Here is a 13167-nt window from a genome sequence, read left to right on the forward strand (position 1 = left end):
GACCTCTTGCTTGCCGAGTATTGACCGATGTCGCGTTTCACCACTTCGCTGCTCCAAGCTTCCGCGATCGCGGCGGTGCTGGCGATCGTGCCGATCGGTACGAGCGCAATGGCGGCGGTCGACAATGGCACCTATCGCGAGATGGCGGTGTTCCTCGACGTCTATAACCGCGTGAAGGCCGAATATGTCGACAAGGTCGACGACAAGGTGCTGGTCAAGGGCGCGATCGAAGGCATGCTCGCCGCGCTCGATCCGCACAGCGCGTACGAGACCGGGCTCGATTACGACAATCTCAAGATCCAGACGATGGGGAGTTACGGCGGGCTCGGCCTGACCGTCACGATGGAGGACGGCGCGGTCAAGGTGATGTCGCCGCAGCCCGACGCGCCGGGCGCGCGCGCCGGGATCAAGTCGGGCGATTACATCACGCATATCGACGGCAAATTGATCTTCGGCGATACGCTCGACGAATCGATCCAGAAGATGCGCGGCGTGCCCGGCAGCAAGGTTGCGCTGACGCTGCTGCGCCCGGGGCACGACAAGCCGATCGTTGTCTCGCTGATCCGCGAGAAGATCGTCCAGAAGCCCGTCAAATGGAGCGTCAAGGACGGCGTCGGGCTGATTACCATCACCGCCTTCTCCGAACATACCGGCGATGCCGTGACCGGCGCGATCCGCGGGATCGTCAAGCAGCTCGGACACGATCCGCTCGGCTATGTCATCGATCTGCGCGACAATGGCGGCGGTTTGCGCGACGAATCGATCGCGGTCGCCGACAATTTCCTGTTGTCGGGCGAGATCGTCTCGCAGCGCGGGCGCGACAAGGCCGATATCGAGCCGTTCTACGCCGAATCGTATGTGAAGGGCGATCTTGCGCACGGGCTGCCGGTGATCGTGTTGACCAATGCCGGCACTGCGTCCGCCTCCGAGATCGTCGCGGGTGCGCTGCAGGATCATCACCGCGCGCTGGTGATGGGCGAGCGCTCGTTCGGCAAGGGATCGGTCCAGACGGTGATCGACATGGGCGCCAACGCTGCGCTACGGCTCACCACCTCGCGCTATTACACGCCGTCGGGCCGGTCGGTGCAGGAGGGCGGGATCGAACCCGATATCGCCGTGCCGCAGCTTTCCGACCCCGATTACAAGTCGCGCCCCGTCTTCCGCGAGGACGATCTGCGCCGGCATCTGATCAACGAAGCCAAGACGACCAACGCCGCGGTCGAGGAAGACGGCAAGCCCGATCCGCGCTTCGTGATGACGCCCGATCAGCTCAAGGCGAAGGGGATCGAGGATTTCCAGTTGACCTACGCGCTGAAGACGCTCGCGCGGCTGTCGAGCACGACGCAAGCGGTGGCGGCGCGGTAATGGCGCGCGACCGTTTTATCCTCGCCCGGCTGCTCGCGCTGCTGATTCCGCTCGCTCTGCTCGGCGGTGCGCTCGCCTTCCAATATATCGGCAAGCTCTACCCGTGCGAGATGTGCTGGTGGCAGCGCTATCCGCACATCGCCGCGCTGCCGCTCGCGTTGCTCGCCTTCGTCGTGCCGAGCCGCGCGCAGCGCGAGGTGTTCGTCAGCCTGGCGGCGGTGGCGATCCTCGTCAGCGGCGTGATCGGCGCCTATCACGCAGGCGTCGAATATCATTGGTGGGCGGGTGTTACGGCCTGCACTTCGACCGTGTCGGGCGCGATCACGCTCGACAGCATCATGGCCGCGCCGATCATCCGCTGCGATGTCGCGCAATGGACGCTGTTCCATGTTTCGCTCGCCGGCTTCAACGCGCTCTTTTCGGTCGGCGGGGCGATCACCATCTTTGGCCTGATGCGAGGAGCAAAAGCATGAGCGGCTGGAAACCCGGCGACCCCAAGCGCGACACAGCCTCGATGGTGCGCGTCGACCAAGCGGGCGAATTCGGCGCGACGCGGATCTATGCCGGGCAGCTGGCGGTACTCGGCGACCGCAGCCCGGCGGCGCGTGCGATCGCGGGGATGGCCAATCAGGAAGAGCGCCATCGCGCCTTTTTCGATTCGATGATGGCGCGGCGCTCGGTACGGCCGACATTGCTCGCGCCGCTCTGGGATGTCGCCGGCTTCGCGCTCGGCGCGGTGACGGCGGCGCTCGGTCCCAACGCCGCAATGGCGTGCACCGCCGCGGTCGAGACCGAGATCGACAAGCATTATGAGGACCAGCTCGTCGCGCTCGGCGACAGCGATCCCGAACTGTCCGAGGCGATCCGCGATTTCCAGGCCGAGGAAGTCGAGCATCGCGAGACAGCACTCGCCGCGGGGGCTGAGAACACGCCGGGCTATCCAGTGTTGAGCGGGCTGATCCGGCTCGGTTGCAAGGTCGCGATCGCGACCGCGAAACGTATCTGACGGGGAGACAGGATCATGCAGAACCTGATGACGAAGGGTGCGCTTGCCGCGCTCGTGCTCGCTGGCTTCGGCGCGGGTGGGCTCGCCTCTGCGCCTGCTGCGGCGCAGGGCGTGAGCAACCCGCCGCTGGTGATCTACGGCAAGCAGAAATGCCCGACCGATTCCGATGGGAATGAGATCGTCGTCTGCGTGCGGCGTGCGCCGGGCGAGCAGTTCCGCATTCCCAAGGAATTGCGCGAATTGAAGGTTACGCCCGAAAACGAAAGCTGGGCCGCCAAGGGCGCAGCCAACGATCGGGTCGGTGCGACGGGAATCGGCAGCTGCAGCAACGTCGGCGCCGGGGGCGGCATGGGCTGCTTCGCGCAGGCGGGGCGCAAGTACAAGCGCGAGAAGCAGGACGCCAAGGCCGACCAGCGCGCCGTCGACGCTGCGCTGGTTCCCTGACGCAGGCCGGGGGGATGTCGACGCCTGCGGGGGCAGGGCGGACGAATGCGAGCAAATCGCTACGCGCCGACCGCTATGAGACCGTGCTTGCCGGCGCGGCGGTGGTGCTGTTGGTCGCTATCCTCGTCGCGCTCGTCAAAGGCGCGGCGCATTGGGGAAGCGTGCCGCTCGCCGTATGGGGCCATCTCGCGACGGTTGTGATCGCGCTGGCGTTGACCCCCGTGATGCTGATGCGTCCGCGCGGCGATGCCGCGCACCGGATGCTCGGCAAGGTGTGGGTCGTCGCGATGTTCCTGACCGCCGCCGAATCCTTCTTCGTCCGCCACGGCACGCCGCCGCGCTTCAGTTTCATCCATATCCTGTCGGCCTATGTCGTCCTCGCCGCGCCGCTCATCTGGTGGACCGCGCGGACGCACCGGATCGCGGCGCATCGCCGACAGGTTCGCGGGATGGTGACGGGCGCGCTGCTCATCGCGGGGTTCTTCACGCTGCCGCCGTTCCGGCTGCTCGGCCAATGGTTGACCGCCTGACCTTATGACACCCTCCGCTCCGATCGTTCGCGCGCCGCATGCGGTCGCGCTCCTGCTGTTCGCGCTCGTCTGGCTGTCGTGCGTGTGGTTCGGCTCGTTCGTATTCAATCCCAACAGCGCGACGCGGCTGTTCGGGACGCTGGCGCTGGTCGAGCGCGGCGAAGCGACGATCGATCGCTACCAGACGCTGACGATCGACAAGGCCGAGTTCAAGCAAGGCGGCGTGACGCATTACTATATGGACAAGGCGCCGGGCATGACGCTGATGGCGGCGCCGGTGGTGTGGGCGACCAACCGCGTCACGGGCGTCAGCTCGTACGATCATATCATCGACATTACCAATCCCCGGCTTGCCGCGTTCCTGCGGCTTCGCATGCAGCTCGCGGTCGCGTGTGGCGCAGCGGTTCTCACCGCGTTTGCCGCGGTGCTGCTGCTCGATCTGGCGACGGGTATCACCGGCAGCCCGGCCGCGGGGATGTTTGCCGCGCTCGGCTATTCGCTTGGGTCGATCGTGTGGGGCTGGTCGACGACGCTGTTCGGCCATGCGCCCGTTGCCGCGCTGTTCCTGATCGCGACCTGGGCGATCTGGCGCGGCACGTCGGGCGAGCGCGAGTTCGGCCGCTGGCGCTATCCGTTGATGGCAGGCGCGGCGCTCGGCTTTGCGGTGACGATCGAGTTCCAGGCGGCGCTCGGCGGGCTGGTGATCGGTGGCTGGGCGTTGTGGCGCAGCCGTGACGCGGCCTGGCCGGTGCGGCGGCGGCTGTATCTCGTCGCGGTGGCGACCGCGCTCGTCGCGGTGCTGCCGATGCTCGCCTATAACCAATTCGCCTTCGGGACGCCGTTCATGACGGGCTATACGGGCGTGGTCGGGTTCAGCGGGATGAACCAGGGGCTGTTCGGGCTGACCTATCCCAAGATCACCGCGCTGCTCGGGATCACCTTCGGCGTGCGGCGCGGGCTGTTCTGGGTTGCGCCGATCCTGCTGCTCGGCTGGTTCGGCGTCGTGAAGCTGGTGCGCGACCCCGCGACGCGCGACCTTGGCGTGATGTGCGTCGCGATGATCGTCGTCGTGCTGTCGATCAACGCATCCTATGCCTATTGGGATGGTGGCGCGTCGGTCGGCCCGCGGCATTCGGTCCCGGCGATCCCGTTTTTCGCGATTGGCCTCGCGCCAATCTGGGCGTCGATCGAGCGGCGCAGCGACAAGATCAAGGCGATTGCGCTGCTCGCCGTGTCGATGCTGCTCAACCTGATCGTCGCGGCGACCGACATCTTCGCCCCTGAGACGATGATGACGCCGGTGTGGTCGCGTAACATCATGGGGTTGCTCGCGCACGGCTATCTCAACACCGTGCCCAATATGTATTGGGGATTTTCGCCCTGGATCGGGCTGATCCTGTATCTCGACCTGGCGCTGCCGATGCTCGGGCTGATGCTGTGGTGGACCCGCCGGGCCGAGCGTCGCGGCTCAGTATAGCCGACCGCCGTTGGGGATCGGCAGATTGGGCTGGACGAGCACGACCTCGCCATTTTCATCGGGAAAGCCGAGCGTCAGCACTTCGGACATCATCGGGCCGATCTGGCGCGGCGGGAAGTTGACCACCGCGGCGACTTGCCGCCCGGGCAATTCCTCGAGCGTGTAGCGCGCGGTGATCTGCGCCGAGGAGCGCTTGATCCCGATCTCGGGGCCGAAATCGATCGTCAGGCGGAATGCGGGCTTGCGCGCCTGCGGGAAGGGCAAGGCCTCGACGATCGTCCCGACACGGATGTCGAGCTTCGCGAAATCGTCGAAGGTGACCTGCTCAGAAATCGACATCGTCATAATGTTTCGGCGCCATGATCCCTTCCATCCGTTCGGACAGCAGGGGACGGAAGCTCGGGCGGCTCTTGAAGCCGCGATACCATTTCGCGGTCTGCTCGTGGTTGCGCCAGTCGATCCCGCCGAGATAATCGGCGACGGAGATCTGCGCTGCCGCCGCCAGATCGGCGAGGCTCATCGTCGCGCCGGCCATCCAGTTATGATGGTCGAGCAAATAATCGATATAATCGAGGTGGCGCACCGCCGCCTTCATCGCATCGCGCAGCCGCTTCGAATCGGGCGGTTCCTTGGTGACGAGGCGCTTCTCCATCCGCTCGTGGAGCAAGGGCGCAACGACATCGGCGAAGAATTGCGAATCGAACCAGGCGACGAGTCGGCGAATCTCGGCGCGGTTGACCGCGGTGCCGTTGATCATCGCGTTCTTCTCGACCGTCTCTTCGAGATATTCGCAGATCGCCATCGAATCCATCAGGCGGATGCCGCGCTGTGGATCGGTCATCACCGGCACTTGGCCGGCGGGGTTCATGTCGAGGAACTCATCGCGCTGTTCCCACGGGTTTTCGCGAACGAGCTCGCAGCCGACGCCCTTTTCGCCGAGCAGAAGCCGGACCTTGCGCGAGAACGGGCAGAGCGGGAATTGGTAGAGTTGCCACATGCCCGCTTGGTAGAACGCACGAGCCGGGAGGGGAAGGCGTCACGCGACTTTGTGTCGGGCCACCCCGGATCAGCGGACCGCGCTGACCTCGGCCTGGGTGAGCGCAATCGCCGCGCGGAGGCGTTCGGTGGTGTGCTTGAGCTCGGCGCTGAGGCTGGCGATGTCGCGCGCGGCCTGGCCAGTCGCGGCGACCGCGCTGCGGGTCTGGTTGTGCAGGTCGCGCCGGTAATCGGGGTGGGTGCGCGCGGCGAGATCGCCGAGCGTGTCCTCGGGGCGGACATGGTCGCGCGTGTCGGTCAGCTTGGCGAGCGGGCCGACATGCGTCTGGAGCAGCGCATCAGCATATTGGTCGACCGTGGTCGCGATGATTTCCTGGACGAGCGGGCTCGACAGCAGCGCGCCGACCTGCGCCGCATCGGGGAGCTGGCGGGGCGGGGGCGCGCTCTCATTGGCGAAAGCCGGAGTGGCGATGCCGCAAGCGACCAGACCGAGCAAAATTCTACGCATAATCAACCCTCGAACGCCCCCGATCGAGCGGAGCGCATAGCACGATTCGGGGCGTTTTGTCGATCCGCGAGTTGCATCGGGACAGATGCACCTACCCCGTCATCCCCGCGAAAGCGGGGATCCCGCTTCTTTCCAGCGTCGGCAGAAGAAGCGGGACGCCCGCTTCCGCGGGGGTGACGGAGGGGCTGTCCCCCGACGGAAGGGGCCTACTCCGCCGCGACTTGCTCCTCGCGATCATCGAGCGGGTGGCTGAGGCGAGTGAGCATTTCCTTCGGCACGACCTGCCAGAAGCGATCGACCACACGGCCCCAATCGTCGAGCAACGCCCCCGACCATTTCGAATCGGTCGCGGCATGGTGCGCGCGGACCAGGCCGAGCAGCACCGCTTCCCAGTGCAGCGACGACAGCCTGTTCCAGGTGATGTTCTCGGGGTTGGCGCGGCGTGCGAAGCTGCCGTCGGCGTCATAGACGAACGCCATCCCGCCGGTCATCCCCGCGCCGAAATTCGCACCGACCGGTCCCAGCACCACCGCGGTGCCACCGGTCATATATTCGCATCCGTTCGCGCCACAGCCCTCGACCACGACGGTCGCGCCCGAATTGCGCACCGCGAAGCGCTCGCCCGCCTGGCCCGCGGCATAAAGGCTGCCCGAGGTCGCGCCATAGAGCACGGTGTTGCCGATGATCGTGTTGTCCTGGCTGGCGAGCGGCGAGCTCACCACCGGGCGTACCGCGATGATCCCGCCCGACAGCCCCTTGCCGACATAGTCGTTGGCATCGCCGAACACTTCGAGCGTGATGCCCTTGCACAGGAACGCGCCGAGGCTCTGCCCGGCGCTCCCACGCAGCCGGACATGGACGTGCCCGTCGGCGAGTGCCGACATGCCGAAGGTCCGCGTGATCTCGCTCGACAGCCGCGTGCCGACCGCGCGGTGCGTGTTGCGCACCGAATAGGTCAGCTGCATCTTCTCGCGCCGGCTGAACACCGCCGCCGCATCCTTGATGATCTGCGCGTCGAGGCTGTCGGGCACTTCGTTGCGGCGACCGGTCAGGCTGAAGCGGCGCTGATCGTCGGGCGCGTCGACCTTCGCGAGGATCGGGTTGAGATCGAGATCGTCGAGATGCTCGGCACCGCGGCTGACCTGGCGGAGCAGTTCGGTGCGGCCGATCACTTCGTCGAGGCTGCGGAAGCCGAGCCGTGCGAGGATGTCGCGGACTTCCTCGGCGATGAAGGTCATCAGGTTGATGACCTTCTCAGGGCTGCCGCTGAACTTGGCGCGCAGCTTCTCGTCCTGCGTGCAGACGCCGACCGGGCAGGTGTTCGAATGGCACTGCCGCACCATGATGCAGCCCATTGCGACGAGCGACAGCGTGCCGATGCCGAATTCCTCGGCGCCGAGGATCGCGGCGATGACGATGTCGCGCCCGGTCTTCAATCCGCCATCGGTGCGCAGCTTGATGCGACCGCGCAGGCCGTTGAGCGTCAGCGTCTGGTTGACCTCCGAGAGCCCCATTTCCCACGGCGTACCGGCATATTTGATGCTGGTCTGCGGGGAAGCGCCGGTGCCGCCGACATGGCCGGCGATCAGGATCACGTCGGCATGCGCCTTGGCGACACCCGCCGCGACGGTGCCGATCCCGGCCGAGCTCACGAGCTTGACGCAGACGCGCGCGACCGGGTTGATCTGCTTGAGATCGTAGATGAGCTGCGCGAGATCCTCGATCGAATAGATGTCGTGGTGCGGCGGCGGCGAGATCAGCGTTACGCCGGGCGTCGCATGGCGCAGCTTGGCGATGAACTCGGTCACCTTGAAGCCGGGCAGCTGCCCGCCCTCGCCGGGCTTGGCGCCTTGGGCGACCTTGATTTCGATCTCGTCGCAGGCGTTGAGATATTCGGCGGTGACGCCGAAGCGGCCGCTCGCGATCTGCTTGACGCCCGAGTTGGCGTTGTCGCCGTTGGCATAGGGTTGATAGCGCGCCTTGTCCTCGCCGCCTTCGCCCGACACCGCCTTGGCGCCGATCCGGTTCATCGCGATCGCGAGCGTCTCGTGCGCCTCGGGGCTGAGCGCGCCCAAGGACATGCCCGGCGTCACGAAACGCTTGCGGATCTCGGTGATCGCCTCGACCTGGTCGACCGGCACGCCTTCGGCGGGGAAGTTGAACTGCAGCAGGTCGCGCAGATAGACCGGCGGCAACGCCTCCACCCCGCGCGAGAATTGCAGGTAGGTCGAGTAGCTGTCGGTCGCGACCGCGTTCTGCAGCAGGTGCATCAGCTGCGCCGAATAGGCATGCGTCTCGCCGGTGTGGCGCTGGCGATAGAAGCCGCCGATCGGCAGCGTTGCGACGCCTTCGTCGAACGCCTTGTCGTGGCGTAGCTGCGCGTTGAGATGGAGCGAGGCATAGCCCTCGCCCGAAATCTTCGCGGGCATGCCCGGGAACAGATCGTTGACCAGCGCACGGCTCAAGCCCACCGCCTCGAAATTGTAGCCGCCGCGGTACGACGAGATCACCGCGATCCCCATCTTCGAAATGATCTTGAGCAGACCCTCCTCGACCGCATGGCGATGCCGCGCGAGGCATTCCGCGAGGCTCAGCGCGCCGAACAGCCCGCGCGCGTGGCGATCGGCGATCGACGCCTCGGCCAGATAGGCGTGGACCGTCGTCGCGCCGACGCCGATCAGCACGGCGTAGTAATGCGTGTCGAGGCATTCGGCGGTCTGCACGTTGATGCTGGCGTAGGAGCGCAGGCCCATCCGCACGAGATGCGTGTGGACCGCCGCCGCCGCGAGCACGCCGGCGATGCCGATGCGATCGGGGCCGATGTTGCGATCAGTCAGGAACAGCTCGCTATGCCCCTGGCGTACTGCGGTGACCGCCTCGGCGCGGATCCGCGCGATCGCGGCGCGCAGCGTCTCGGGGCCGCCGCCGGCTTCGAAGGTGCAGTCGATCTCGGCCGCCTGGCTGCCGAAATGCGCCTTGAGCTTCGCCCAGTCGGCCCCGTCGAGCACGGGCGATTCGAGCACGAGCACGCCGTCGCGGCGGTCCTCGGTATCGAGGATGTTGGCGAGGTTGCCGAAGCGCGTCTTGAGCGACATCACGTGGCGTTCGCGCAAAGGGTCGATCGGTGGGTTGGTGACCTGGCTGAAATTCTGCCGGAAGAACTGGCTGATGAGGCGCGGCTTGTCCGAGATGACGGCGAGCGGCGTATCGTCGCCCATCGAGCCGATCGCTTCCTTGGCCCCCTCGACCATCGGCGCGAGGATCAGCTCCATATCCTCGAGCGTCTGGCCGGCGGCGACCTGGCGGCGCGTCAGATCGGCGCGGTCAAAGCGCGTGACTGGATCGCCGCCGGGCAGCGGCAGGTCTTCGATGCTGGTGAACTCGCCGATCATCGCGGCATAATCATGCTCGCCCGAGATCCGGTCCTTCACCGCGCGGTCGTGCAGCAGCACGCCTTCGTCGAGATCGATCGCGATCATCTGGCCCGGCCCGAGCCGGCCCTTCTCGATCACGGTCGATTCGGGGACGACGACCATCCCGCTCTCCGACCCGACGATCAGCAGGCCATCGATCGTTCGGACATAGCGGAGCGGACGCAGCGCGTTGCGGTCCATGCCCGCGACCGCCCAGCGGCCATCGGTCATCGCGAGCGCGGCGGGGCCGTCCCACGGTTCCATGACGGAGGCCAGATACTGGTACATCGCGAGATGATTGGCGGGCATGTCGATCGAATCGGCCATTGCCTCGGGGACGAGCATGAGCTTGGCGGTCGGCGCGTCGCGGCCCGAGCGGCAGATCGCTTCGAACACCGCGTCGAGCGCCGCCGTGTCCGACGCGCCCGCCGGGATCACCGGCTTGATGTCCTCCGAATGCTCACCGAAAGCGAGGCTCGCCATGCGGATCTCGTGGCTGAGCATCCAGTTCTTGTTGCCGCGGATCGTGTTGATCTCGCCATTGTGCGCGAGCGTGCGGAACGGTTGCGCCAGCCACCATTGCGGGAAGGTGTTGGTCGAATAGCGCTGATGGAAGATCGCGACGCGGCTCTCGAAGCGCGTGTCGCGCAGATCGGGGTAGAAGATCGACAGCGATTCGGCGAGGAACAGCCCCTTGTAGATGATCGAGCGGCACGACAGGCTGCAGATGTAGAAGCCCTGGATCTGCGCTTCGATCACGCGCTTCTCGATCCGGCGGCGGACGAGATAGAGGTTCTTCTCGAACTCGGCGTAGCTCGCCTCCTCGGGCAAGGGCCCGGCGATCATGATCTGCTCGATCTCGGGGCGGGTGGCCAAGCCCTTCTGGCCGATCACCGACACATCGACCGGCACCTGGCGCCAGCCGTAGATGGTGTAGCCCTCGTCGATGATGATGCTCTCGACGATCGTGCGGCACGCTTCCTGCGCGCCGAGATCGGTGCGCGGCAGGAAGATCATCCCGACCGCGAGGCGGTTGGGGAGCGGGCGGTGGCCCGACGCAGCGATCGCGTCGTCGAAGAATTTGAGCGGCAAGTCGATGTGCAGCCCGGCGCCGTCGCCGGTCTTGCCGTCGGCATCGACCGCGCCGCGGTGCCATACCGCCTTCAACGCATCGATCGCCGACTGGACGACGCGGCGCGAGGGCGTGCCGTCGGTCGCGGCGACGAGGCCGACGCCGCAGGCATCGCCTTCGAATTCGGGGCGGTACATGCCGTGCTCGGCGAGATAGGCGTGCTGGTCGGTCATCGTTGGGACCCCTTGGTGTCGGCGGCTGTGGCGGCGCTCAGATAGCGGCGCACGATCTCGCGCTTGCGGGATTGAACTTCGTTGAGGAGCTGCGGCGAGGTGAGCGCGTAACGCTGCCCGACCGTCGTGCGGAAGAAGCGCGCGATCTCGTCGAGCTCGGCAGCGGTGAAGCGCCGCGCGTAGATCGTCTGGCTCGCCGCCATCAGATCGTCGAGGATCGCGGATTCGCTCGCGGCAAGCCGTGCCCGCGTCCCCGCGCTCGGGCTGACAAACGCCTGGCACGGCTTCATGTCGCGCCCTGTCGCCGCGCGATCGAGGCAATTCTCGGTCAGTTCGGACTCGGCAGCGCGTATCGCGTCCTTGATCAGCACCGCTTGCCGCGCACGGAAGCGGCTGACAACGAGCAGCCGACCGGCGGCGGCGCGGCGTTCGTCATAGTCGGCGGCGGCATCAGCATTGGCGGCCGGCGCGGGCAAAGCAGGGCGCCGCGTCTCGGCATGCGCCGTCGCGCCAGCGAGCAGCGCGACGCCGAGCGTGGCACTCCGACCGAGCCACGGGCGGGTCCGACGCCGCATCATGCCGCTTGCTTGCTCGCCGCCATGTCGGCCGCGGCCTTGGTCTTGAGGTAGCGGTGCATGTTCGCCGCAACGTCGCGCCCATCGCGGATCGCCCAGACGACGAGGCTCGCGCCGCGCACGATGTCGCCCGCCGCGAACACGCCGTCGAGCGAGGTCATCAGCGTCTTGTTGTCGACCAGCACCGTGCCCCAGCGCGTGACGTTCAATTCGGGCGCGCCGAACAGCGTCGGCAGATCCTCGGCATCGAAGCCGAGCGCCTTGATCACCAGGTCGGCATCGAGCTCGAACCCACCTTCGGGGTCGATCTCGGGCGCGCGGCGGCCCGAGGCGTCGGGTGCGCCGAGCCGCATCGCGCTCGCCTTGACGGTCGAGACCGCGCCTTCGCCGGCAAAGCTCTCGGGCGCGGACAGCCAGACGAACTCGACGCCTTCTTCCTCGGCATTGGCGACTTCGCGCTGCGAGCCCGGCATGTTGGCGCGGTCGCGGCGGTAGAGGCACTTCACCGACGCCGCATCCTGGCGGATCGCAGTGCGGACGCAGTCCATCGCGGTGTCGCCGCCGCCGATCACGACGACATGCTTGCCCGCGGCATTCAGGCTGCCGTCGTCGAAGCTCGGCACGGCATCGCCAAAGCCCTTGCGGTTCGATGCGGTAAGGAAGGCGAGCGCATCGACCACGCCGTTCGCGTCGACGCCCGGCGCCTTGATCGCGCGGGCGCGGTACACGCCGGTGGCGATCAGGATCGCGTCGTGGCGTTGGCGCAGCTCGTCCATGCTGGCGTCGCGGCCGACTTCGAAATTCTCATGGAAGACGATGCCGCCGGCCTTGAGCCGCTCGACGCGGCGCGTCACGATGGGCTTTTCGAGCTTGAAGCCGGGGATGCCGTAGGTCAGCAGCCCGCCCGCGCGATCGTAGCGATCATAGACATGGACGTCATAGCCATTGCCGCGCAGGTATTCGGCGGCGCTAAGGCCTGCCGGGCCCGCGCCGATCACGCCGACCGATTGCCCGCGCGCGCGGCCGGGGACGAGCGGCTCGACCCAGCCTTCTTCCCATGCGGTGTCGGTGATGAACTTCTCGACCGCGCCGATCGTCACCGCGCCGTGGCCCGAGAATTCGATCACGCAATTGCCTTCGCACAGGCGGTCCTGCGGGCAGATCCGCCCGCAGATCTCGGGCATGGTCGAGGTCGCGTTGCTGAGCTCGTACGCCTCGCGCAACCGGCCCTCTGCGGTCAGCCGCAGCCAATCGGGGATGTGGTTGTGGAGCGGGCAGTGGACCGAACAATAGGGCACGCCGCATTGCGAGCAGCGCCCGGCCTGGGCTTCCGCATCGGGAACCGGATAGCGCTCGGCAATCTCGCGAAAGTCTTCGGCGCGGAGCTCGGGCTCGCGCTTTGCGGGATAAACCTGCTCGCGATCGACGAATTTCAACAGGGACGTGTCAGCCATGTGCGCACCTTTCGGATGCGCAAATACCGAGCGATGGTCACGCTGTCATTACGAAAACGTGATTTATGACAGCAACGCTGACCTATTTAAATCG

Annotated in this window: 12 protein-coding genes; 6 read left to right on the plus strand and 6 right to left on the minus strand. The window is 66.6% G+C overall.

What is annotated here, in order from left to right:
• Positions 1 to 27: 27 nt before the first annotated feature.
• The 6 genes from ACP7C5_RS15590 to ACP7C5_RS15615 are packed head-to-tail and all read left to right on the plus strand — an operon-like array spanning position 28 to position 4822.
• Complete coding sequence (locus ACP7C5_RS15590) at positions 28 to 1365, plus strand: S41 family peptidase (protein ID WP_426264925.1); 1338 nt, start codon at positions 28 to 30, stop codon at positions 1363 to 1365.
• Positions 1365 to 1838: a disulfide bond formation protein B gene (locus tag ACP7C5_RS15595; protein ID WP_426264926.1), complete on the plus strand. Its 474-nt coding sequence runs from the start codon at positions 1365 to 1367 to the stop codon at positions 1836 to 1838. The genes ACP7C5_RS15590 and ACP7C5_RS15595 overlap by 1 nt, the downstream gene beginning before the upstream one ends.
• Positions 1835 to 2371 (plus strand): demethoxyubiquinone hydroxylase family protein, encoded by a 537-nt coding sequence (locus ACP7C5_RS15600; protein ID WP_426264927.1) that lies wholly within the window; start codon positions 1835 to 1837, stop codon positions 2369 to 2371. Before ACP7C5_RS15595 ends, ACP7C5_RS15600 begins: the two co-directional genes overlap by 4 nt.
• Positions 2372 to 2386: 15 nt before the next feature.
• The gene (locus ACP7C5_RS15605; protein WP_133190736.1) at positions 2387 to 2815 is read left to right on the plus strand and encodes a hypothetical protein; all 429 of its coding nucleotides are present in this window, start codon (positions 2387 to 2389) and stop codon (positions 2813 to 2815) included.
• A gap of 14 nt (positions 2816 to 2829) precedes the next feature.
• Positions 2830 to 3345 carry a DUF2306 domain-containing protein gene (locus ACP7C5_RS15610; protein ID WP_426264928.1) on the plus strand — a complete coding sequence of 172 codons (516 nt, stop codon included), beginning with the start codon at positions 2830 to 2832 and terminating at the stop codon, positions 3343 to 3345.
• 4 nt (positions 3346 to 3349) lie between these two features.
• Positions 3350 to 4822, plus strand: coding sequence for a hypothetical protein (locus tag ACP7C5_RS15615; protein ID WP_426264929.1), 1473 nt, complete (start codon positions 3350 to 3352; stop codon positions 4820 to 4822).
• On the opposite strand, the gene ACP7C5_RS15620 is transcribed toward ACP7C5_RS15615, so the two are convergent.
• The 6 genes from ACP7C5_RS15620 to ACP7C5_RS15645 form a co-directional block, all read right to left on the minus strand.
• Positions 4814 to 5161, minus strand: coding sequence for a tRNA-binding protein (locus ACP7C5_RS15620; RefSeq protein WP_354288423.1), 348 nt, complete (start codon positions 5159 to 5161; stop codon positions 4814 to 4816). The two genes, ACP7C5_RS15615 and ACP7C5_RS15620, sit on opposite strands and share 9 nt — an antisense overlap.
• The gene (locus ACP7C5_RS15625) at positions 5148 to 5819 is read right to left on the minus strand and encodes a glutathione S-transferase family protein (protein WP_133190728.1); all 672 of its coding nucleotides are present in this window, start codon (positions 5817 to 5819) and stop codon (positions 5148 to 5150) included. The genes ACP7C5_RS15620 and ACP7C5_RS15625 overlap by 14 nt, the downstream gene beginning before the upstream one ends.
• Before the next feature lie 69 nt (positions 5820 to 5888).
• Positions 5889 to 6326 carry a hypothetical protein gene (locus ACP7C5_RS15630; RefSeq protein ID WP_426264930.1) on the minus strand — a complete coding sequence of 146 codons (438 nt, stop codon included), beginning with the start codon at positions 6324 to 6326 and terminating at the stop codon, positions 5889 to 5891.
• 206 nt (positions 6327 to 6532) lie between these two features.
• Positions 6533 to 11044: a glutamate synthase large subunit gene (gltB, locus tag ACP7C5_RS15635; protein ID WP_426264931.1), complete on the minus strand. Its 4512-nt coding sequence runs from the start codon at positions 11042 to 11044 to the stop codon at positions 6533 to 6535.
• Positions 11041 to 11622, minus strand: coding sequence for a DUF2059 domain-containing protein (locus tag ACP7C5_RS15640; RefSeq protein ID WP_426264932.1), 582 nt, complete (start codon positions 11620 to 11622; stop codon positions 11041 to 11043). The genes gltB and ACP7C5_RS15640 overlap by 4 nt, the downstream gene beginning before the upstream one ends.
• Entirely contained in the window at positions 11619 to 13073 is a 1455-nt protein-coding gene (locus tag ACP7C5_RS15645) for an NAD(P)-dependent oxidoreductase (RefSeq protein WP_426264933.1), read from the minus strand. Before ACP7C5_RS15645 ends, ACP7C5_RS15640 begins: the two co-directional genes overlap by 4 nt.
• Positions 13074 to 13167 lie beyond the last annotated feature (94 nt).

This window comes from Sphingomonas sp. PWP1-2, assembly GCF_049898305.1.
Lineage (GTDB): Bacteria > Pseudomonadota > Alphaproteobacteria > Sphingomonadales > Sphingomonadaceae > Sphingomonas > Sphingomonas glacialis.